This is a genomic window from Streptomyces sp. GL_140, assembly GCF_057834465.1.
In genome coordinates, this window is sequence record NZ_CM174404.1 from 7,744,828 (window position 1) to 7,766,567 (window position 21,740).

Below are 21,740 nucleotides of genomic sequence, written 5' to 3' on the forward strand. Positions count from 1 at the left end.
GCCCGAACGGCCCATTCCGGGGAGGCCCGGGAGGGCGGTCGGCGCCGAGGAGGCCCCGGCGGTGTCAGGCGGGTTTGCGGGCCATCAGGAACCCCTGCGGGGACCTCTCCCGGGCGTCCGCTTCCCGGACCAGCCGGGCCACCTCGGCGAGACCGGCCCGGGCCAGCAGCGCGGCGATGTGCTCGGGCTGGTTCTCGTACACGTCGAGCTCCACCCGATGTCCGTACGCGTGTTCCAGCCTGCGCCGATCCCCGCCCGCCTTGAACGCGATCAGCGCGTACCCGCCCGGGGCCAGGACCCGCGCGAATTCCTCGAACAGCGGAGCCAGTTCCGAGGGCGGGGTGTGGACCGTGGAGTACCAGGCCAGAACCCCGCCCAGCACCCCGTCCGCTATGTCCAGCGCGGCCATCGAGCCGACCTCGAACCGCAGCCCCGGATACGTCCGGCGGGCCACCGCCACCATCGCGGGGGACAGGTCGACGCCGAAGGCCCGGACGCCGAGGCCGTCGAGGTGCGCCGTCACCCGGCCCGGCCCGCAGCCGAGGTCTGCGACCGCACGGCCGCCGTGCGGATCGTCGCCGCGCACGCACTCCGCGAAGGCGGCCAGCATCGCCCGGTCCAGCGGCTTGCCCGCCAGCTCGGTGCTCAGCAGCCGGGCGTAGTCGGCGGCCACGGTGTCGTAGGACGCCCGTACGGCGTTCAGGTGCGAAGTCGGTGCCATGCCCCTGAACACTAGTGCCGCGTCGGGCGACGTTCGCCCCTCAGGGAGGGGCGTCCGGTGCGAACACTGCCTGACGCGGCACTGGTGCCGACCGTGCACGGAACTCAGCCCCCGGTCAGCGGATTGTCCAGGTGGGCCCACTGATCGCCCGGGGTGCCGGGGCTCAGCCGCATCAGGGTCAGGGCCTTGGTCGGCAGCGGACCGGTCAGCAGCGCCCGGGTGTCGGCCGTCGGCGCGAGGCCGGACGCCGCCGCCGCGAGATCGGCGCCGAGGGCCTCGGCCGAACCGGCCGTGGAACCGAGCGCCCCGGCCACCAGGGAACCGAAGAGCTTGCGGCGCAGAATCGTTTCGTCATCGGTGATCAGACGGCCCGACAGCGCGGGCACCGGCAGGCCGTGGCGGGCGAGCCGGGCCGGGCTGATCCGGATGTCGGCGAGATCGCGGTAGACGAGGCGCAGCGGGGTGCCGTCCGCCGCGAGGACGACCAGGAGGTTCTGGCCGTGCGCCTCCAGGGCCACCCCCAGGTCCAGGACCCGCAGGCACACGGAGAGCGCGAGGCGGGCGAACCCGGCCCGCCAGGACGCGGAACGCGCGTACGGGGTCAGCGCCAGCGCGGCGACCGCCAGCACGCGCTCGCCCGCGCCGGCGTCCGCGTACACCTCGGGCGGCTCGCGGAGCACGGCGGCCAGGTCGGCGCAGTGCGCGGTGACGGCGCCCAGGGTGCGGGTGACGTGGAGGCGGCCGTCCAGGTGTTCGGACAGGCTCTGCGCGAAGTCGGAGAGGACGGCGGCGGTCTCGACGGAGTAGACGGAGATGTCGCGCACGGAGGAGGTGAGCCGGGCGCTGAGCGCGGTCTTCACGTGCGGTCCGCCGTCGGCGGGGGCCAGGGTGCGCAGGGACATCAGCGGGTGCGAGGCCGGCCCCGGCCGGATCCCCGACGGGTCCGTCCCCTGCTTGAGGACGTGCTCGGCCTGCCAGGGGTGGACCGGTACGAGGATCTGCCCGGCCTCCCGCCAGGAATCCGGCCAGTCACCGGCGACCAGGCACTGCCCGGTCGGTACGGGGGCCAGCCCGAGCGTGACCACCGGCCGGTGCTCAGGTGCGTACGCCATCTGCTCCGCCACCGTGAAGCCGGGCCGGGAGCGACAGTTGGGGTGGTACGGGTGCCCGTCGACCACCCGCTGCTCCCACTCCCAGGTGGCCGACGGCCCGGTCCCCTCCCCGGCGGGCTGCCCGGCCCGGGACAGGGCCAGGGAGGCGGTGCTGCCGTCGAGTTCGGCGGCGAACTCCTCCCCGTGGAGCAGCCCGAGCGCCACCACCAGCCGGGCGGCCTGCCGGTACGGGCGGCCGTCGAGCAGCAGCTCGGTGACGTAGGGCGCGGTGGCGTACGGATCCGGCGGCGGGCCCTCCAGCACGGCACCCGAGGAGAGCCTCAGCCGGAGCCCGTCGGAGCCCCGCTCTCGGCGTTCCACCCACGGCAGCGGTTCACAGGCGAGCCCCCGCCACAGCCGGGTCAGCACGGCGGCGCGTGCGCCGGGGAGTGCGGCGGCGTAGGCGGGACCCAGGGCGGGGCGGTCGGCCGGTCCGGCCGGTCCGGTCGGTCCGGTCGGTCCGTCCGGTTCTGCTCCGTCCGGTTCTGCCAGTTCTGCGGCGACGGCCTCTTCGGCCGGGGTGGTGGGGAGGTGCATGCTGGAAGCCAGGGTCTTGTCCTCTCACGGGTGAACGCGAACGAGTGACGTGATGATCGGTTCATCATCGCGGATACTGAAGATCACGGCCGGTGGGACGCCCCGCGAACCTCCGGCGCACCGGATGGACCGAATGGAATCAGTGGACCTCAACGCCGCCGACAGCGCCGCCGACGCGTACGCTGCCGCCCCGCTGCTGAACTGCCTGCTCAGGGAGGCGGCCGAGCCCGCCGGAGACGGCTCCTACCGGTTGCTGAGCAGCGGCAGACTGCTGCGCGTGCGCGCCGGGCGGCGGCCCGCGGACCCCGAACTGCACACGGCGGGCGGCTGGCACCCGCTCAACCACACCGAACTGGTCAAACTCGTCTCCGACGAACTGCGCCAGTACACCGGGGTCTCCAACGACGAGCTGCCGGTGGAGATCGCCGACAGCCGCGAGACCCTGGCCGCTCTGCTGGCCGCCCGCGCCGTGGCCGAGCCGCCCGAGGACCCGTACGTCCGTTCCGAGCAGGCCCTGGTCATGGGGCATCCGTACCACCCCGCGCCCAAGGCCCGGGGCGGCGCCCCGGCCGCGAGCTGGCTCCCGTACGCCCCGGAGGCGCACGCCCGGTTCCCGCTGGTCTTCCTCGGGCTGCGCGAGGACCAGGTGGTGGAGGAGGGCGGGCCGCGCGCGGCCGCCGCGATCGACTCGTTGGCGGCGGCAGCGGGCGGGCCGCTCCCGCCCGCCGGTTACCGGCTGCTGCCCGCCCACCCCTGGCAGCTCGACCTGGTCGGGTCCCGCCGCGCGGTGCGCGAGGCCTTCGCGGACGGGCGGATGCTGCGGCTGGGGACCGGTCGGCGGCCGGTCTGGCCCACCGCCTCGATCCGGACCCTGTACGTGCCCGGCGGCGCCGGTCCGGACGCCGGCGCGGACGTCGCTCCGGATGCCGGTCCGGGGGCTCCGGCGGCCGAGGTCCCGGACGACGGCGACCTCTTCGTGAAGTTCAGCCTCGACGTGCGCATCACCAACGACGTGCGCCGGCTGTGGCGGCACGACCTCCTCAAGCTCCGCCGCACGGACGCGGCGGTCGAGGCGGGTTTCGCGGAGCTGCGCGCGACCGGATCGAACGCGGCCTGGCTCCCCGACCGGGGCTACCGCACGGCGGCGTTCGCCTTCGAGGAGCTCGCGGTGCTGGTCCGCGACGGCCTGCGGGCGCACGCCGAACCCGGCCTCACGCCGCTGCTGGCCGCGGCGCTGGCGGAGGGCTACCCGGGCAGCCCGCCGGCCGTCACGGCCGACCCGGCCGGGTGGTGGAAGGCGTACCTGCGCCAGGTGGTACCGCCCGTGCTGCACCTCTTCGCCCGGCACGGCATCGTCCTGGAGGCCCACCTCCAGAACACCCTGGTCGCCGTCGACGCCGAGGGGATGCCGGCCCAGGCCCTCTTCCGGGACGCGGAAGGCGTGAAGCTGCTGCCCGACCCGGAGCGCGCAGCCGCCTGGCAGCGGCTGGTCTACTGCCTGGTGGTCAACCACCTGACCGAGATCGCGGGGGCCCTCGCCCAGCACCATCCGCAGGTGGCCGGGTCCCTGTGGCCCGCGGCCCGCGAGGAGTTCCTGCGCTTCGACTCCGCCCACGACCTCCCCGAGATCCGCGCCCTGCTGGCCGCCCCCAGCCTCCCGGCCAAGACCAACCTGCTGCTGCGCTGGACCCGGGCCGACGGCGCGGACGCCCGTTACCTGCCGCTTCCCAACCCCCTGCACGACTGAGCGGCAGCGGAGCGGGCGGTGGGGTTCCGGCCAATCACGGAAGGGTTGCCGGGGACCCCTCACTTAAAGGTATAGACCAATGCTAGGTTGATCGGGCAGACCGCGCAGTCCTTGACCACCCGTCAGAGGAGAAGCCATGCCCTCCCCTTCGCGGGGCGGCGGCCCGGCCGCCATGCCCAAGTACCAGCGGATCGCCGCAGCGCTGCGGCGCGAGATCGACCGCACCGCCCACACCCCCGGAGCCAAACTGCCCTCCGAGCGCACCCTGGCGCTCCGGTACGAGGTCAACCGGCAGACGATCCGGGCCGCTCTCCAGTTCCTGCGCGAGGACGGCCTCGTCGTCACCGGCCGCCGCGGCACCCGTCCGGCCCTCCCCGCGCCGCCCCCGCCGCCGGGCGCCCAGGGATCCGCGCACGGGTCCACACCGGGATCGGTCCACGGATCGGCGCACGCATCGGCGCACGGGTCCCCACAGGGGTCCCCCCAAGGCTCCGCGCAGAGCTGGCTCACCTTGGTCACCCTGGCCCCCGCCCTCGCCGAACAGCTCGGCATGCGCGGCGGCCAGCGCACCCTCGTCCACCACCACCGTGAATCCGGCCCGACGGGCCAGACACGGCGGCACGCGGTGACGTACCTCTGCCCGCGCGCCGTGGCCGGGGCCCCCGAACTGAGCCGCTACCGCGACCGTGCGGCGGCCGGCGTCCGGGACGAGGACCTGGGGCCCCTGCAGCTCTGGCTGGAGCGCGCCGCGCGGACCGGCCGGGTCGCCGAGACCATCACCATGACCCGCACCACCTTCCCCCACCGGGCCACCCCGGCCGGCGGCCTCTCCGTACGCCGCACCCTCTACGAGGCCTCCGGCCGCCTCCTCGCCGTCACCGACCTCTCCTTCCCCACCTGGGACCGGCTGACCTTCGACCGCAACCACCCTGCTGCCGGCCTGCGGGTTACCTAGAGGGGCGGTGTCAGTGGGGGAGCGGGGAGACCCGGGGCATCAGGCTGATGCCCGGGTTGCAGTCCCCGAAGGCCACGCGGCGGCCCGCGGGGGTGGTCTCCACGAGGACCAGGCCGGTCGGGGGCAGCGCCTGCAATTGCGTCGGCTCGACCGTGAACTCGTAGAGCCTGGAGGAGGTTTCACCCTTCGTCGTGGATATCGCCTGTGAGGAGTTCACGCTCTGCTGCCAGCTCCGGGAGAGCGAGGTCCCGGTCGAAGTCGACGGAGCCTTGCCCGAGGTGTGGGTGGAGGACTCCCCGAACTGTTCCCCGTAGCTGTCGCCGCACCCCAACGTGATGGTCTCGCCGATCTGCTGGGTCAGTTGGTTGACGATGAACTTGTGCTCGCGCCCGATGAACCCGGCCGCGGCCGAAGCCTCTTCGCCGTTGCCCATGCGCATGAACACGGTCGCGCTGCCCGCGCCGCCCGCGAGGTGCACGGCCGCCTCGCGGAAGTGTTCCAGCAGAAGTACGAGCCGGACGCCGGCGGTCCGGGCCTGTCGGGCCAGGATTTCCAGGGCGTCACGGCCCAAGTGGTCGGCGCCGGCGATGACCAGAGTGCCGGTTCCGGGCGCGAAGGTGCGTGAACGCAGTGCGTGCAGCACCCGGAAGAACAGGATCCGGTCGGCCAGGTCCTTGCGGCGGGGGCCGAGGCCGTCGGTCGAGAGCACGGTGAGCCGTCCCGGCACCCACCACCCGGCGGCCGTCCCCTCCGCCGCCTCGTCCAGGTCGCCCTTCGCTTCACAGAGGGACTCCAACTGCTCCTTCACATAGTGCAGTTCGGCGATCCGGCGCTCGCCGCCGCCCACCGAGTCGATGGCCTCGGTGAGCCTGGCGACCTCGGTGGCCGAGAGCGGGCCGGAACCGTCGGCCCCCGGTTCGTACATGCGCAGCAGCACGGCCAGACCCGCCGCCAGTCGGGTGTATGTGACGGGGGCGTCGAGGCGTCGGGCCACGGTGCGGACCACGGTCGCGTCGATCCCGGCCAGCCCGGCACCGACACCGATCTGGCCACGGTGCGGACCACGGTCGCGTCGATCCCGGCCAGATCGGTGTCGGTGCCGGGCTGCCTCATGGTGGCCAGGGCGCCGGCCAGGGAGTCCGCCAGGTCCTCGGGCTCGAACTCGGCGCCCAGATCGGTACGGAGGGCTGCCGCGGGGAACGGGACGTGCGCGGCCGGAACTCCACGGTGCGCGGCCAGTCCCGCCAGCTCCAGCGCGACGGCCTGCTCCGTCATGTCGACGACGAGCAGAGTCTGCCCGCCGGTGAGCGTGGGGCCGCAAGTGGTGGCCAGCAGACTGGCCCAGCCGTCGCCGGTACCGCCGATGACGTCGATCCGGGCCTGGCCCGAACCGAGGACCAGCGGGAACCAGGTGTCTGCCGCGGCCTGCCGCCGCAACTGCGCCTGCCAGTACCCGTCCACCATCTGCTGCCAGGATCCCAGTTGCTCCTGGTGCAGGGCCCATTGCCGATTGCGCTCCTCGGCGATCCGGCGGCGGACCTCGTCGAGGCGACGCCCCGGCTTGAGGCTCAGCACGACGGCGAGGAACAGGACTGCCAGGACCGGCGCGAACAGCCCCACCACCAGGAGCCCGCCGACGCCGATGGCAAGGGCGATGCCTGCGATCTTGCCCCCGCTCATCACCTGACCGGAGAGCTGCCTCTCCTGCTGAGCCAACTCCGGCAAATGGGGCTCGTACCAGACCGGCGGAGTCCCGCTCGCCGGATGTGCGACGGGCCCGTCCGGCACCACGTACTCCCACCCCCACCGCTCATTCCCCCCGAACACCCCACCGGCCAGCTCCTCGCCGCCCGACTGCCCCCCTGCACTCACGTGCCACTCCTTTGATGAGACGCCTCCGGGTTCATGTGACTACCCGTTCTGCTACTCGGCCTTTCGGATGGCCGCTCCGCAAGTCATGCCTGGTGTCGTCACTCGCCGACACGGTGGATGAATATCGGGGTGGAAAAGTCGATCTTTGTATTGGCCGGATCCTTGGCTCGATCCAAGAGTTCCTGGGCTCTGTGGTTTCCTTGCCCTATCACGCCGGGCCGGTCAACATGCGTCGAGATGTACTGCCCGTCGCGAGGTGAGAAAACGGATTCGATCAGATCGTCGTCCGACCGGGCTTTGGCATTCACGTCCTTGTACCCAATCGTTCCGTTCCCGCGCTCCAACGCCTCCAGATCACCGACCACTGCATTTGCTGTCGGACGCTCCCCTTCGAGGCTCCGGTGCAACTCTCGGTTGCTTGACCACGGCTCCATGGGCCGCCCCGTCAACCGTCGCCCGATGTAGGTGTCGTTCGCCCGATTCCTAGCAGCCCCGATTGCCTGACGCACTGTTGATTGGACGCCTTGGAGCGGGCGGCGGGCGTCGCTCCTGGCCTCACCGTCTGCCTGGGCACGGGCTCCGACTTCCGAGGTCCGGCTGGATGCTCGCTTCTCGTCGGCGCTGTCAGGAGCCGCGGTGTCAGCGCTTTCGCCAGCACGTGCCTCCGCTGGTTCTCCACGCTCCTCAAGTTGCTGGGCCGTTGCGGTGTCGTTGGATGCGCCGTCGGTCTCTCCAGTCTGCGCACGGTCCGGTTCTGGTGCCCTCGTCTCTTGGGCTTCAGGGGCTGGCTCCGGGGCATCCGCATTGGCCGCGTCGTACTGGGCGGGAACCTCTCCGGGTTGGGGAGTCTCGGCGTGCGAATCGGTTGGCTCGGGATCCTGGGGAGTGTCCGGGCTCGAACCGCGAGCCTCGGTGACGCCCCGGTTGAGAGAGTCGGCGCGGGAGTAGAAGGACGCGCCGGCAGCGGCGCCTTCCGCGGCGTTGACGGCTTGTCCCGCGATGTTCGCGGCGGCCTCGGTCGCGGCGGCGGCGAGCTTGACCGTGCCTTCGGCGATCTTCACCGCCGCCTCGACCGTTTCGTCGGCAGGCGAGGCCTGGCCGTCCGCTCCCTCGGCGGCGGGTTCTTCGTCGGAGTCCTGGTCTTGGGCGTCGGTCCGATCGGGCGTGCCTGACCGATCGGACGGGGTGTCCCCGTCCTGTGCTTCCTGCGGAGCCTCGTCCCGCTCGGGACGGTCGGCCTCGGTCGGCGACGCCTCGGACGGGTCTTCCCCGGGCGGGTCGACGGGTCGGCCGTCCTGTGGTGTTGCCTGTGTGTCCGATTCGGGGTCCCGTTCGGGTTCGGGCTCCTCCTCGACCTGGGGTTCGCGTTCGGATTCGTCCTTCGGCGCGGGTACGGATTCGGCTTCCGTATGCGTATCTGTATCCGGCTCTGGTTGTTCGGGCTCCGGTTCGGGCTCTGGCTCTGGCTCTGGCTCTGGCTCTGGTTCGAGCTCTGGCTCCGGCTCTGGTTCGGGTTCCGGTTCGGGCTCTGGCTCCGGCTCTGGCTCTGGTTCGGGTTCCGGCTCGGGCTCCGGCTCGGGTTCCGGCTCTGGTTCGGGCTCAGGTTCGGGTTCCGGCTCCGGCTCCGGTTCCGGTTCCGGTTCAGGGGTGTCCGAGGTCTGGTCGGTGGGGGTGGAGTCTTCGGGGGAGGTGGGGGTCGGGGTGTCGGGTGTGGGGTGGTCGGGGGTGTTCGGGGGGTCCTGGTCGGTCGGCGGCGCGTCGGGCTCCGGCTGGTCGGCCTCTGCCTGGGGTTCCTGCATGTCGGCGTCAGCGTCGGCGTTGGTGTCCGTCGGCTGCTCTGGGGTGGGGACGTCGTCCGGTTCGGGTTCTGGATCCGGGTCGAGGGCGTCCGGGTCGTCCTGGGAGGCGTCCTGGGCGCCCGTGTCCTCGGATCCCGCCTCGTCCGGTTCGTCCCCGTCACGGGGAGCCTGTGCGTCGACCGGCGGTGGTGGGGGCGGGGGAGGGGGTGGCGCGTCGGACGCGCCGCCGAGCTCGCTCATGGACGGGTCTCCCTTCCCGCGGCGCACACCATGGCCACGCGCACCGCCGTCTCGGCCACTACCGCCGTCAGCAGCGGACCGTCCGCGCAGGCCAGTGCGAAAGCCCGTGTGACGTGTTCCCGCGTCGTGCCGCCCGTCACCGCCGACACCGCGTCGCGCAGGCCGCTGCGGTCCACGTCGCCGACCCGGGCGTGGACCTTCTCAGGTCCGTAGCCGGGCAGGGCATGGACCTGGAGGCGGTGGTCCGTGCCCGAGGTTCCGGTCAGGACCAGGCCTCGGGCCGCCCACTGGGCCGCGTGCTCGGGGTAGCTGTGCGGGCCGTTCGGATTCGCCTTACGGGCCCGCGAGATCACCCGGATCACGTCCCGGAAGCGGTAGTTGGCGTAGGTGTAGCGGCGCAGGTCCTCGGCCGGGGGCTCCACACCGCGTAGCGCGCAGGCCAGTACCGCGTGCAGTCGGTCCGCGAAGTCCGCCGGGTCGACCTCGTCGCGCATCAGGGAATCGCGCGCGCCGACGGCCCGTTCCACCAGGTACACGAGGGTGCACTCCAGGTCGCGCGCGGGGAGCGCCGTCAGCCAGGAGCGGACCACCTCGCTCGGCTCGGGAGCGGCCATGCCCATCGCCTGGGCCATCGCGGCCACTTCCGCCCAGATCAGGTGGAGCGGGACCACGGAGCGGTGGTGGGAGTCGTTCATCGTGCGCAGGGTGCACGGCTCGCGGCGGCAGGAGGCTCCGCAGAGCGGGCTGCGGCCGGTGAGCAGGGGCGGTGCCGTCGACGCGTCCTTGGTGCTCTCGTCGTGTTCACCGTGCGGGATCGCCGTCAGCACCGGCCGGTCCATGCCGTCGGCGGCCACCGCGGCGCGTCCCGGCGGCAGCGCGACGACGTTCTCGCTCTGCTCCTGCTGGAGGTTCATGGTGGCGCCCACGGACCGGCGGTCGTCCTCCGCGGGGAGCCTGTGCATGATCTTCAGCGCGCTGTTCTTGATGACGTCGGGCAGGATCTTGCTGGGTATCTGTTCCACGATGACGACGCCCTCGCCGTACGCGCGGATCTCGGCGAGGAGCGAGGCGAAGAGTTCGACGGCCGCGGCCGCGGGGCCGTCCTCGACGTTCTTGAGCAGCCGGTGCGCCTCCTCCACCACCAGGACGTGGCGCAAGGGCACGCCTCCCGCGCCGTGGTGGACCCGCAGGTGCTCGACGAGCCGGATCAGTACGGCGCCGATGAGGAAGGCCTTGTCCTGGTCGTTCGTGATCGATTCCAGCTCCAGGACCACGTTTCCGGACAACAGGCCCGCGATGTCCAGCGGATGACCGCCCTCGAAGAACTGGCCCGGCGTGCCCTCCCGCAGTGAGCCCATGCGGACGTCGACGAACCCCCTGACGTCCGCGGTGACTTCCTTGCCGTACCCGATCATCTCCACGACCTGCCGGGCCGTCGACTGGAGATCGCCGAGCGTGGGGTAGACCGCCGTCCGGGGCTCGTCCGGCTCGTCCAGCAGGTACTTGGGCTTGTGGGGCGGGCGCGGCTCGCCGGTGACGAGGTCCCACCCGGCCGCCGTGTAGCACTGGGACAGGGCCCGGGCCAGCACCTGCGGGAACGGCTCGTGTCCCTCGAACGCCGCCAGGAAGAGGGCCCGTACGAGGTCCACGTGGCTCTGGAGCGGGAATCCGGGCTCCGGCTCCAGCGGGTTGAGCGAGGCGGGCGGGACGTCCACGTCCCCGGGCCGGATCACGGTGACCCGGCGCGCCGCCTCCGCTGCGCCCGCCGAGGCGAGGCGTCCGGCCATGCGCGCGTACTCGGCCTTGGCGGGCTCGACCGCCAGCCAGGGGATCGGCCGCTCGTGGGTGGACAGGGCGGTGAGCAGGCTCCGTACCGTCTGGGACTTGCCCGAACCGGTGGCCCCGCAGACGAAGGCGTGGCGGTTCAGGGTCGAGCGTGACACGTGGAGCCGGCCCGCGGCGGACAGGGACTCGTCCAGGATGTCGCCGATCAGGAAGCCGTCTGCGGCCGCGGCCTCCCCCGGGTCGTCGGCGGTGACGTCGAAGCGGTTCGGGGCGACCGTGCGGATGCCGGGCAGTTCGCGCTGCGGGGGCCTGGCGAGCGCCGCGACCAGTTCTGCGGTGGCGATGAAGGGAGTGGCTCCCGGCGGTCCGGACCCGTTGGTGGCGGGGGTGGACACGGCCAGCGCGTCCGTCAGGGGCACGGGACGCCGGGCGGGTACGAGGACGTACGGCAGCTCGTCCAGATCACCCGCACCGCACAGCAGCGCCGCCGAGGCGAGTACGGACTCGGGCCGCTCGGCGCCGACCAGTACGCGTACGTTCCAGACCCCGGTGGCGAGCGCTCGCGTCAGCTCGCGATATCGGGCCTCGGCACGCTCGGCCGCCACCCGGTCGGCCTCGGAGTTCTCCCGTTGGCGCAGCCGGGGCAGCTGTACGGACAGTGCTCCGCGCTCCCGTTCCAGCCGCTCGTACGGGACGGGCTCGGCCAGCACCAGCCAGGCGAAGGCGTCCGGGAGGTGGGCCACGGAGTCGTCGAAGGAGCCGCGGCGCTCCGTCGGCAGGGCGCGCTCGTCGTCGCCCATCCGCAAGGCGTCGTGGGATCCGAGGCAGGGCAGCCAGTACGGCATCCGCTCCAGCAGCGCGCGGGCCTCGCCCGCCGGGACGCCGCGGGCGGTCGCACCCGGCGGATAGCTCAACGGACTCTCGCCTTCCGAGCGCGGCTCCGGCCCGGCGGGCGGGAAGTACGGGCTTCCGCCCACGAGGAAGTGCATCGGCTGGTGGGGACCCGGGCGGACCCACGCCGCGGCGAGCCCCACCGGGGCCGCCCCGTGCGGGTCCGCCGCCCCGAGGTGGCCGAGTACGGCATGCGCCGCCGTCACGGCGGCGGTGAGCTGCGCGGCGGTACGGTCCTCGGTGCGCGGGTCCTCCGGGCGGCGGGGCACGGTGAGCAGCCGGTGGAATCGGTACGCGGCGAGCCCCGCGGGTCGGGGCGGGGCGCCGAGCTCCCCGGTCACGTCAGGCTCGGGCGCGGCCGGGTGGACAGCCGGGGCAGGAAGTTGATCCCCGGACTGCAGTCCCCGAACACGACGCGGCGACCGCCCGGGCCGGCCTCGACGAGCACCAGTCCGGTCACGGGAAGGGCCTGGAGCTGGGTTGGCTCGATGGTGAACTCGTAGACGCGGGTGAGGTTTTCGCCGGTCGTCGTCGATCGGGCGGTCGAGGTGTTCGTCGAGTCCTGCCAGCTCCGGGACAGGGAGGTGGAGTAGGAGCGGGAACTGCCCCAGGTGCTGCCGGACTTCCAGCCTCCGCCCCGGTTGAAGCCGTCCGTGTCCGACACTCCGCGCTGATAGCTGTAGCTCGTGCCGCGCCCCTCGGTGAGGGTCTCCCCGACCTGCCGGGTCAGTTGGTTCACGAGGAACTTGTGTTCCTGGCCGATGAACTGCGCGGCCGCCTTGGCCTCCTCGCCGTTGCCCATGCGCATGAACACCGTCGCGCTGTCGGATCCGCCGGCGACCTGGACGGTGGCCTCCCTGAGGTGTTCCAGGAGGAAGACCAGGCGCACTCCCGCGGTACGTGCCTGGCGCGCCATGGCTTCGAGGGCCTCCCGGCCCAGGTGGTCCGCTCCGGCGACGACGAGGGTGCCCGAGCCGGGGGCGACGGCGCGCTTGCGCAGGGTGTGGAGCAGCTGGAAGAAGACGAAGCGGTCCGTCAGGTCCTTGCGGCGCTGGACCAGGTCCTCGGTGGTGACGACGGTCAGAGCGCCGGGCCGCCACCAGCCCGACGCGAGGGCGCCCGGGGCGGCCACCGTCTCGGCCTTCGTGAGGAGCTCCGTCTGGGCCCGTACGTAGCGGAGCTCGTTCTGGACGCGCTCGCCCTGGCCCAGCAGGTCGACGGCCTGGGTGATCGAGTCCACCTCGGACGGGCTGAGCGCGCCCGGCCCTTGGGTGTCCACGTCGTACACGCGGAGCAGGACGCGCAGGCCGGCGGCGAGGCGGGCGAAGGTCACCGGGCCTTCCAGCAGGTCGGCCACGGTCTGGACGACGTCCACGTCGATGGTGTGGAGGTCGATGTCCGCGCCGGGCGGGCGCATGGACCCCAACGCCTCGGCCAGGGCCTCGGCCAGTTCCTCGGAGGTGAACTCCTCGCGCAGGTCCTGGCCGAGCAGGGCTCCGGGCATGGGTACGTGACTGACGGCGACCCCGCGCCGGGCGGCGAGCCCGGCCAGCTCCAGGGCCACCGCCTGCTGGCTGAGGTCGAGGACCACCACCGGCTGTCCGCCGCCGAGGAGCGGTCCGCCGAGCGTGGCGAGCAGGCTCGCCCAGCCGTTGCCCGTACCGCCGAAGACGTCGATCCGGCTGGGCTTGGAGGTGAGCGAGATCGGGAACCAGGTGTCCAGCGTCTCGTTGTGGCGGAGGTGCCCGGCGTTGTGGGCGGCGAGTTTCTGCTGCCAGGCGCTCGTGCGCGCCTCGTGGTCCCTGCGGGCCTGCTCCCTCGCGGAGGCCAACCGGCGTTCGGCGGCCCGCAGCCTGGCCCCGGGCGAGGTCATGACGAACACGACGATGACGAGCACCATGACGACGACCGCGGCCCCCACCCCGCCGGCCGCGAGAGCGGCGATGCCCGCGATCAGGATCGCGCAGCCGGCGCCGGAGGTCTTCCTGCCGTCCATGGCCCGCTCCCGGGCGGAGCGCACCTCGGCGTCGGAAGGGGCCGTGTACACGGGCGGGTTGCCGGCATCGCGGTGTGCCGGAGGCGCGGGAGGCTGGACGAATTCCCAGCCCAAACGCTCGTCCCCGGTGAAGACGCGCAGCGCCAACTCCGCGCCGGCCGCGTCATCCTCCTTCTCCCGGCCTCCCGGACCGCCCTCTTCCCCGAGCTCGGTCACGCCCTCGGCAGCACTCATCACGACCCCCCGTTGAATGTCGGAGCATCGTGCCTGCCAGGGAGGCCCCTGTCAGTGCCTGGATCCGTGGTCGGACTGGTGTTTGACTCGAACTGACCTGCAAATGACCAGAATTGACGTCACGTCACATGATCAATTCGAGGCGATGGCCTGCGGCAGGCCCTGGGTTTCGGCGCGGTCGGCCGCGACCCTCACGGGCCGGTGTGGACGTCCCCCGTCGTGGTCGAGGTGATGACGGCCCGGCGGCCCAGGTCGCCGGGCGGGATCCCCGGGTGGTGGCCGCCCGGCCGGCCGGCGCCCGGGGGTACGCCCAGGGCCAGGCGCGAGACGATCCGGTAGCGGTCGCCCCGGTAGACGGAGTGCACGTACTCCACCGGGCGGCCGGTGGAGTCGGTGGTGAGCCGCTCGATGAGCAGGGCGGGCGAGAGCAGCGGGACGTCCAGCAGGCCCGCCTCCGCCTCGTTCACCACGGTCGGTTCGATGGACTGCTGCGCCTCGTGCACGTACACGCCGTGGTGGTTGCGCAGGTGCTCGTAGAGGTCGCCGGCCTCCAGCTCCGCCGGGGTCAGGGCGGGCACCAGGGCGGCCGGGATGTGCAGGTGCTCGATCGCCATCGGGGCGCCGTCGACCAGTCGCAGGCGGGCGATGTACAGCAGCTCGGCGCCCGGCGAGATCCGCAGCCGGCGGCCGATGCGGGCGCCCGCCTGGACGGTGGAGTGCTCCAGGATCCGGCTGGACCAGTGGCCGGCGGCCTGGCGCATCGCGAACGAGGCCTCGTCGGAGGCCAGTTCTTGGGTGATCTTGGCCGGGGCGACGAACATTCCGCGCCCGTGCTCCCGTACGAGCACACCCGTGGCCACGAGCTCGTCGACCGCGGCTCGCAGGGTGGGGCGGGAGACCTCCAGGGTGGCGCACAGGGTGCGCTCCGAGGGGATCGCGTCGCCCGGTCGGCGGATGTCGATGAGGCCCAGCAGGTGCTCGCGGACGCGCTCCCGCTTGAGTACCGAGCCTGACGAGTCCTTGGCGTCCTTCGCGTCCTTCGGCTCCCTTGAATCCGTGGGACCGCTTGAACCCCTTGAACCCCTCGAGTCTCCTGAGTCCTTCTCCATGGCCGGACCTCCCTTCCCGCTGGTCACCTGTCCAACTGGTCATATGCATCTAACCATTCGGTCAGCGGCGGAAGCGAGGCATCCGCCGAAATTTCCCTGAGCGTGCGGGGTTGACGGCGTCGAAGGGCCGTGTCACCTTCTAGCCACTCAGCTAACCAATTGGTAAGTTGGTCAACTCGCTCGCTCCAGTGGCGAGTTGCACCGGCGACCAGGTGAGGATCCCCGACACCGTGCTGCCCGCCGCCGCCACCCGCCACCCCGAACTCGGCCTCGTCCCGCGCCCCGACTCGGTCACCGTCCAGCCCGGCCGCTTCACCCTGGACCACCGCACCGGACTGCGCGCTGGACCGGGAGCGGAGGTGGCGACCGCCCTCCTGCGCGAACTGCTGACCCCCGCCACGGGGCTGCCCCTGCCGCCCGACGCCGCCGGGCCGATCGCCTTCCACCTGGCCCCCGGGGAGGAGGCCCTCGGCGCCGAGGGATATGAACTCACCGTCCGCCCCGAGGCCGTCCTGCTGGTCGCCGCCCGCCCCGACGGGCTGCTCCGCGGGGTCCAGACCCTGCGCCAGCTGCTGCCGCCCGAGGCCCTGGCCGCGGCCACCGGGGGCGCGCAGCCCCGTACGCCCTCCACGGGCTGGTCGGTGCCCTGCGTACGGATCACCGACCGGCCGAGGTTCGCCTGGCGCGGAGCCATGCTGGACGTGGCCCGGCACTTCCAGCCCGTGGCGTACCTGCGCCGCTTCGTGGACCTGCTCGCCCTGCACAAGCTCAACGTCCTGCACCTGCACCTCACCGACGACCAGGGCTGGCGGATGCCGATCGCGGCCTACCCCCGGCTCACCGGGATCGGCGGCCGCCGGAGCGGGAGCGCGGGGGACGGCATCCCGCACCAGGGCGCCTACACCCGCGCGGAGCTGACCGGACTCCTGGCCTACGCGGCCCGGCGCGGGGTGAGCGTGGTCCCGGAGATCGAGATGCCCGGCCACGCCCGCGCCGCGCTCGCCGCCTACCCGCGGCTCGGCAACCGGCCCGGCGTCCGGCTGGAGCCGTGGACCCGCTGGGGAGTCTGCGAGAACGTCTTCGGGGTCCACGACGAGGTGCTCGACTTCTGCCGCGGGGTACTGGACGAGGTCGCGGACGTGTTCCCCGGACCCCACGTCCACGTCGGCGGCGACGAATGCCCCCGCGTGGAATGGGAACGTTCCCCGGCCGCCCGCGCGCGGATCGCCGCCGAGGGGCTGTCCGGGCCGGCCGCGCTCCACGGCTGGTTCCTCGGCGAGATCGCCGCACACCTCGCCCGGCTCGGCCGCCGCCCGCTCGGCTGGACCGACACCGGGGACGAACTCCCGCCCTCCTTCACGGCCATGGCCTGGCGGGACGCCGAACACGGGCGGGCCGCCGCGCTGCGCGGCCACGACGTGGTCATGGCCCCGTACCGCTCCACCTACCTCGACTACCCGCAGTCCGCCGACCCCGGCGAGCCGCGCGGCCAGGACGGGGTGCTCGACCTGCGCGGGGCCTACGAGAACGAGCCGGTCCCCGCGCACTGGGAAGCCGAGGCCGCGCGCCGGGTCCTCGGCACCCAGGCCCAACTGTGGACCGAGTACGCGCGGACCCCGGCGGAAATCGAGTACCTCGCCTTCCCGAGGCTGTGCGCCCTGGCCGACACGGCCTGGTCGGCACACCGCGACTGGCCGGACTTCCGCCACCGGCTGGACCACCACCAGACCCGGCTCGCCGCCCTCGGCGTGCGCGGCCGATCCCCGCAGTCCCCTCTGCTCACCCCGTGATCCCCCCACCCCGAGAGGAACGCAGCATGCGCACCCAACGAACCGGCAAGCGCCGTACCGCCGCGGCCCTGGCCATCGCCCTGACCGCCGGGCTCGGCTCGGCCGCCCTGACGGCCCTGCCCGCGACCGCCGCGGCCGACTCCGTCAAGGTCCAGTACCGCACCAGCGCGACCGGAGCCACCGCCGACCAGGTGGAGCCCTGGTTCAAGGTGGTCAACAACGGCTCCGCCGCCGTCTCCCTCGACCAGGTCAAGATCCGCTACTACTTCAAGGCCGACGGGCCGGACACCCAGTACCGGTACGCCTGTTCCTGGGCGGTCAAGGGCTGCGCCAACATCACCGGCACCTTCGGCACCCTGGCCACCCCCACGGCCACCGCCGACCGGTACCTGGAGATCACCTTCACCGGCGGCGCCGGAACCCTCGCCCCGGGTGCCGACACCGGCGACATGCAGCTGCGCTTCTACCGCGCCGACTGGAGGACCCTGCGGCAGTCCGACGACTACTCCTTCGACGGGACGCGGAGCGCGTACGGGGACTGGGACAAGGTGACCGCACGCCTGGGCTTGTCCACCGTCTGGGGCGCCGCGCCCGGAGGCAACACCCCGGACCCCACCCCGACGGCGACCCCCACGCCGAACCCGACGGATCCGACGCCGACGCCCACCCCGACCCCGACCGACCCGGGTCCGGCCGGAGCCACGCTCTTCGACGACTTCAACTACGCCTCGTCCGCCGATCCGGCGATAGCGGCCCACGGCTGGAGCGTGCGCTCCAACTCGGGCGGCCCCGGCGTCCCGAACGCCACCTGGTCACCCGAGAACGTCACCTTCGCGACCGAGGGCGGCAACTCCATCATGAACATGGAGACCTCCACGGCCGGTTCGGGCGAGAGCACCAAGCAGACCGAAGTCCTCACCAAGGCCACGAAGTTCAAGAACGGCACCTACGCGGCCCGGGTGAAGTTCTCGGACGCCCCCAAGTACGGCCCGGACGGGGACCACCTCGTGCAGACCTTCTTCACCATCAACGACCTCAAGGCCCCGATGGCCGACGACTACGCCGAGTACGACTTCGAGTACCTCCCCAACGGCGGCTGGGGCGAGCCCTCGAACATCCTCTACACCACCTCCTGGGAGACCTACCGCCCCGATCCGTGGGAGGCGGTCAACCAGCACACGGAGTCCCGCATCAGCTACGCGGGCTGGCACGACCTGGTGCTCACCATCGACAACAACGCCATCACCTACTACATCGACGGCAAGGTCTTCGGCACGCACGACGCCAAGTACCTGCCCGAGCGGCCGATGTCGATCAACTTCAACCAGTGGCTGATCGACCTGAACGGCCAGCCCGGTTCGGCGGCCCGCGCCTACGACCAGAAGGTGGACTACGTCCTGCACGTCAAGGACCAGGTCCTCACCCCGGCCCAGGTGGCCGCCAAGGTGGCCGCCTACCGCACGGCGGGCACGGCCTTCGAGGACGGGGTCCCGAACAGCTGAACCGACCGGAAGCGGGGGGTGCGCCGAGAGGCGCGCCCCCCGCGCCCCGCGCCGCCATGAGGCGGGCCGGAGGCCTCGGAGCCGCAGCACCTCAGAAGCGCAGCGCCCACCCGTCGAGATAGCCGGTGTAACCGGCGAACGCGTCGAACACCCGCAGTTTCCATACCCCGTTGGCCGTCTCCGAGGAGGCGTCCACCGAGTACAGGGCGACGAGATCGCTCTCGCCCCAGTCCGTGTACTCGTCCTTGACCGGGTAGACCGTCCCGTCGGGCGCGATCAGATCCACCCGCAGCGTCCCCGAGTTCGGGTGGACGGTGTACAGCTCCACCCCGAGCTGGGCCGGAGCCCGTCCCGGGACACCGCTGACCGTGATCGGGGACTCGATGGTCTCCAGGTCCTCGACCGGGTAGTCCGTGGTGCTCGCGAAGCGCTTGCCGGGCACCCGGTTCGGCGCGCTGCCCACGTAGAGGGAGCGGTCGGGGGAGCCCGTTCCGGCACCCAGCACCGCCCCGGTGGAAGCCGAGGAGGTCAGTGCGGCCGCGACTTGCGCCGGGGTGGCGGTGCGGTGGGCCGCCAGGTACAGCGCGGCCGCGCCGGCCACGTGCGGGGTGGCCATCGAGGTGCCGGACATGACCGTGCTCCAGTCGTCACCCCAGTAGACCGCCGAGGTGATGTAGTCACCGGGGGCGAACAGGTCCATCAGCGGGCCGAAGTTGGAGTACGAGGACCGCGCGTCGTGGTCGTTGACCGCGCCGACCGTGATCGCCTGCGAGACCCGGGCGGGGGAGTGCTGGGAGGCGTCGATGTTCTGGTTCCCCGCCGCCACCGCGTAGGTGATGCCGGAGGCGATGGAGCCCCGGACGGCCGCGTCGAGCACGTCGTCGGGGTCACTGCCCAGGCTCATGTTCGCGACGGCCGGCTTCACCGCGTTGCGGGTCACCCAGTCGATCCCGGCGACCACCTGCTCCGTGGTGCCCTCGCCGTTCCAGTCGAGCACCCGCACGGCCACCACCTTCGCCTGCTTGGCCACCCCGAAGGTGGCGCCGACCAGGGTCCCGGCCACGTGCGTGCCGTGCCCGTGCATGTCATCGGCCTCGGTGTCGTCGTCGATGGCGTCGTAGCCGTACGAGGCGCGCCCGCCGAAGTCCTGGTGGGTGATGTTGATCCCGGTGTCGATGACGTACGCGGTCACGCCCTGGCCGGCCGAGTCCGGGTAGGTGTAGCCGTCGTCCAGCGGCAACCGCCGCTGGTCGATGCGGTCCACGCCCCACGACGGTGGGCTCGGCTGGGTGGCGTCGAGCCTCACCTTCCGGTTCTGCACGACCTCGACGACGGCCGGGTCGGCGGCGAGCCGCCGGGCCTGGCGCTGCGTCATCCGGGCGGAGAAGCCGTTGAGCGCGGAGTCGTAGGTCCGGCCGATCGTGCCGCCGAACCCTTCGACCACGGACCGGCCGCGTGCCGTACGGGCACTCGCGCGGGCCGGGTCGAGGACGACGAGGTAGCTGCCGGGGACGGCGCCCTGCGCATCGGCGTAGCGGACCACGCCCTCGGCCGGCGCGGCCGTCGCGGCGGCGGAAGCGGCGCCGGGAGCGATGAGCAGGAGCGCGGCGGCGAGGACCGGCACGAAGCCCCGTAAGTACCTAGGAGTCGGTGTCCGTAAGTGCGGTCTGGAAGTCATCCGTCCACGGTGGTGGCCGCCGGACCGGGGCCACAAGGGCGCGGTCGAGGCAGGAGGGGCTCCCGGGTCGGACGAGGCGAAGGAGAAGGAACCGGACCTCCCGCTTTGAGGTCCCCTTCTCCCGTCGAATCGACCCGGCCCGGCCTCTCCGAAGGATCCACTGGCGGCCGCCGAAGGCCGGATGCGAAGTGACCGACGCCACCACCACCGCCGTGACCGACGCCACGACCACCGCCGTGACCGACGTCACGACCGGCACCGTGACCGACGTCACGACGAGCACGGTGACCGAAGCCATCGCCGTCGTCGCCGATGAGGCCCGACCGGACGGCCGATGCGCCTACGGCCGTACGGCCGACACGTTCCTGGCCGGAAGGCCGATGTGCAACCGAAACGGGACCCCGCCACAAATCCGGCCCGGCCCCGGCCGGTTGGAATGGGCGGCCGAGGACTGGGGAAGGGAATGCGGAACCGGCTAGGGTGGTCGACCATCAAGGTCACGCGCCGCAAGCCGACCAGCCCAAGGAGCGACCCCATGCCGATGCCCGCCCAGTTCTCCCATACCGCCGGACGCGAAACCGGACCCGCCTCGGGACCCAGTGGCGGCCCCGGCGGGAGACCCGCCGCCGCGACGGCCGCCCCCGCCGACGGACCCTGTGCCGCGATCCCCCTCCCGCGGATCGAAGAGCCCCGCGAGGTGGCCCCCGCGGACGCGCGCGAGCTGTCGAGACTCTTCTTCCGGCGGCTGAGGGAACTCGACGAAGACACCCCCGAGCACCGCTACGTGCGCGACACGCTAGTGGAGATGAACGCCTCGCTCGTCCAGTTCGCGGTCCGCCCCTTCCGCGGCCGGGGCGACGGCGGCGACCTCGAAGACCTCCTCCAGGTCGGCACCATCGGCCTGATCAAGGCCATCGACCGGTTCGACCCGGCCCGCGAGGTCGAGTTCTCCTCCCTCGCCATGCCGTACATCACCGGCGAGATCAAGCGGCACTTCCGGGACACCACCTGGGCCGTACGGGTCCCGCGCCGGCTCCAGGAGCTGCGCATCGACCTGGCGAAGGCCAAGGAGCAGCTGACCGCGGTCCTGGACCGGCCGCCGACCGTCGCCGACCTCGCCGCGCACCTCTCCCTCACCGAGGAGGAGGTCATCGAGGGCATCGTCGCCGCCAACGGCCACACCAGCGGCTCCCTCGACGCCCCGCACGCCGAGCACGCCGACGGCCGCACCGAAGGCAACACCCTCGCCGAAACCATGGGGGCCGAGGAGCCCGCCCTGGAGCGCGTCGAGGACATCCAGACCCTGGCGCCCCTGCTGGACCGGCTCACCGACCGCGAGCGCCGGATGCTCTCCATGCGCTTCGGCGAGGAGCTCACCCAGGCCCAGATCGGAGCCGCCCTCGGCATCTCGCAGATGCAAGTGTCGCGCCTCCTGACCCGGGTGCTCGCGCACCTGCGGGCCTCCATGCTCGACGACCCGGACCGGGACGGAGCCGGTGCCCCGCAGCAAGTGGAACCCGATGTGGAGGGCGCAGCCGGGGGCGCGGGTGGCGACGTACCGTAGGTGACAAGACTCACTTCACTGTTTGCAGGGGTTAAGGCAGGGCAGTAGCGCTGCTGGAGCGGACCCGCCCGCCGGCCGAGACCGGCCGGGGCGCGGGCGACGGGTGGATCCCGTCGCGCTCCACGGCCCGCCGGCCGCAGGTACGCCGGTGGGCCGTTCCCGGTACTAC

The 21,740-nt window shown here is 72.6% G+C and carries 14 protein-coding genes; 6 read left to right on the forward strand and 8 right to left on the reverse strand.

Annotation, left to right across the window (positions count from 1 at the left end):
- Positions 1 to 64: 64 nt before the first annotated feature.
- Both AC3IYJ_RS36010 and AC3IYJ_RS36015 read right to left on the reverse strand, forming a co-directional pair.
- On the reverse strand, positions 65 to 721 hold the full coding sequence (locus tag AC3IYJ_RS36010) for a class I SAM-dependent methyltransferase (protein WP_489398710.1): 657 nt from the start codon (positions 719 to 721) through the stop codon (positions 65 to 67).
- A 104-nt stretch (positions 722 to 825) separates the two neighbouring features.
- On the reverse strand, positions 826 to 2,409 hold the full coding sequence (locus AC3IYJ_RS36015; protein WP_489398711.1) for an IucA/IucC family protein: 1,584 nt from the start codon (positions 2,407 to 2,409) through the stop codon (positions 826 to 828).
- A 133-nt stretch (positions 2,410 to 2,542) separates the two neighbouring features.
- On the opposite strand from AC3IYJ_RS36015, the gene AC3IYJ_RS36020 reads away from it, so the two are divergent.
- Both AC3IYJ_RS36020 and AC3IYJ_RS36025 read left to right on the forward strand, forming a co-directional pair.
- Positions 2,543 to 4,156, forward strand: coding sequence for an IucA/IucC family protein (locus tag AC3IYJ_RS36020; protein ID WP_489398712.1), 1,614 nt, complete (start codon positions 2,543 to 2,545; stop codon positions 4,154 to 4,156).
- 136 nt (positions 4,157 to 4,292) lie between these two features.
- Positions 4,293 to 5,111 (forward strand): winged helix-turn-helix domain-containing protein, encoded by an 819-nt coding sequence (locus tag AC3IYJ_RS36025; protein WP_489398713.1) that lies wholly within the window; start codon positions 4,293 to 4,295, stop codon positions 5,109 to 5,111.
- 10 nt (positions 5,112 to 5,121) lie between these two features.
- Here AC3IYJ_RS36025 and AC3IYJ_RS36030 read toward each other — a convergent pair whose 3' ends face one another.
- The 5 genes from AC3IYJ_RS36030 to AC3IYJ_RS36050 form a co-directional block, all read right to left on the reverse strand.
- Positions 5,122 to 6,036, reverse strand: coding sequence for a hypothetical protein (locus tag AC3IYJ_RS36030; protein WP_489398714.1), 915 nt, complete (start codon positions 6,034 to 6,036; stop codon positions 5,122 to 5,124).
- A 1,045-nt stretch (positions 6,037 to 7,081) separates the two neighbouring features.
- Complete coding sequence (locus AC3IYJ_RS36035) at positions 7,082 to 9,022, reverse strand: hypothetical protein (protein ID WP_489398715.1); 1,941 nt, start codon at positions 9,020 to 9,022, stop codon at positions 7,082 to 7,084.
- The gene (locus tag AC3IYJ_RS36040; protein WP_489398716.1) at positions 9,019 to 12,039 is read right to left on the reverse strand and encodes an ATP-binding protein; all 3,021 of its coding nucleotides are present in this window, start codon (positions 12,037 to 12,039) and stop codon (positions 9,019 to 9,021) included. The genes AC3IYJ_RS36035 and AC3IYJ_RS36040 overlap by 4 nt, the downstream gene beginning before the upstream one ends.
- Complete coding sequence (locus AC3IYJ_RS36045) at positions 12,036 to 13,928, reverse strand: hypothetical protein (RefSeq protein WP_489398717.1); 1,893 nt, start codon at positions 13,926 to 13,928, stop codon at positions 12,036 to 12,038. The genes AC3IYJ_RS36040 and AC3IYJ_RS36045 overlap by 4 nt, the downstream gene beginning before the upstream one ends.
- Positions 13,929 to 14,119: 191 nt before the next feature.
- Complete coding sequence (locus AC3IYJ_RS36050) at positions 14,120 to 15,037, reverse strand: GntR family transcriptional regulator (protein WP_489398718.1); 918 nt, start codon at positions 15,035 to 15,037, stop codon at positions 14,120 to 14,122.
- Positions 15,038 to 15,249: 212 nt separating this feature from the next.
- On the opposite strand from AC3IYJ_RS36050, the gene AC3IYJ_RS36055 reads away from it, so the two are divergent.
- Positions 15,250 to 16,827 carry a beta-N-acetylhexosaminidase gene (locus AC3IYJ_RS36055; RefSeq protein ID WP_489398719.1) on the forward strand — a complete coding sequence of 526 codons (1,578 nt, stop codon included), beginning with the start codon at positions 15,250 to 15,252 and terminating at the stop codon, positions 16,825 to 16,827.
- A gap of 26 nt (positions 16,828 to 16,853) precedes the next feature.
- Positions 16,854 to 18,329 (forward strand): cellulose binding domain-containing protein, encoded by a 1,476-nt coding sequence (locus AC3IYJ_RS36060; protein ID WP_489398720.1) that lies wholly within the window; start codon positions 16,854 to 16,856, stop codon positions 18,327 to 18,329.
- A gap of 91 nt (positions 18,330 to 18,420) precedes the next feature.
- On the opposite strand, the gene AC3IYJ_RS36065 is transcribed toward AC3IYJ_RS36060, so the two are convergent.
- Positions 18,421 to 20,007, reverse strand: coding sequence for a S8 family peptidase (locus tag AC3IYJ_RS36065; RefSeq protein WP_489398721.1), 1,587 nt, complete (start codon positions 20,005 to 20,007; stop codon positions 18,421 to 18,423).
- A gap of 188 nt (positions 20,008 to 20,195) precedes the next feature.
- On the opposite strand from AC3IYJ_RS36065, the gene AC3IYJ_RS36070 reads away from it, so the two are divergent.
- Positions 20,196 to 20,486: a hypothetical protein gene (locus AC3IYJ_RS36070; RefSeq protein ID WP_489398722.1), complete on the forward strand. Its 291-nt coding sequence runs from the start codon at positions 20,196 to 20,198 to the stop codon at positions 20,484 to 20,486.
- Between the two features lie 56 nt (positions 20,487 to 20,542).
- Positions 20,543 to 21,571, forward strand: coding sequence for a SigB/SigF/SigG family RNA polymerase sigma factor (locus tag AC3IYJ_RS36075; protein WP_489398723.1), 1,029 nt, complete (start codon positions 20,543 to 20,545; stop codon positions 21,569 to 21,571).
- Positions 21,572 to 21,740 lie beyond the last annotated feature (169 nt).

Excerpts from the sequence above, each read along its gene's own strand:
- AC3IYJ_RS36010 (WP_489398710.1), bottom strand. The coding sequence starts at position 721 with ATGGCACCGACTTCGCACCTGAACGCCGTACGGGCGTCCTACGACACC.
- AC3IYJ_RS36015 (WP_489398711.1), bottom strand. The coding sequence starts at position 2,409 with ATGCACCTCCCCACCACCCCGGCCGAAGAGGCCGTCGCCGCAGAACTG.
- AC3IYJ_RS36020 (WP_489398712.1), top strand. The coding sequence starts at position 2,543 with ATGGAATCAGTGGACCTCAACGCCGCCGACAGCGCCGCCGACGCGTAC.
- AC3IYJ_RS36025 (WP_489398713.1), top strand. The coding sequence starts at position 4,293 with ATGCCCTCCCCTTCGCGGGGCGGCGGCCCGGCCGCCATGCCCAAGTAC.
- AC3IYJ_RS36030 (WP_489398714.1), bottom strand. The coding sequence starts at position 6,036 with ATGTACGAACCGGGGGCCGACGGTTCCGGCCCGCTCTCGGCCACCGAG.
- AC3IYJ_RS36035 (WP_489398715.1), bottom strand. The coding sequence starts at position 9,022 with ATGAGCGAGCTCGGCGGCGCGTCCGACGCGCCACCCCCTCCCCCGCCC.
- AC3IYJ_RS36045 (WP_489398717.1), bottom strand. The coding sequence starts at position 13,928 with ATGAGTGCTGCCGAGGGCGTGACCGAGCTCGGGGAAGAGGGCGGTCCG.
- AC3IYJ_RS36050 (WP_489398718.1), bottom strand. The coding sequence starts at position 15,037 with ATGGAGAAGGACTCAGGAGACTCGAGGGGTTCAAGGGGTTCAAGCGGT.
- AC3IYJ_RS36060 (WP_489398720.1), top strand. The coding sequence starts at position 16,854 with ATGCGCACCCAACGAACCGGCAAGCGCCGTACCGCCGCGGCCCTGGCC.
- AC3IYJ_RS36065 (WP_489398721.1), bottom strand. The coding sequence starts at position 20,007 with ATGACTTCCAGACCGCACTTACGGACACCGACTCCTAGGTACTTACGG.
- AC3IYJ_RS36075 (WP_489398723.1), top strand. The coding sequence starts at position 20,543 with ATGCCGATGCCCGCCCAGTTCTCCCATACCGCCGGACGCGAAACCGGA.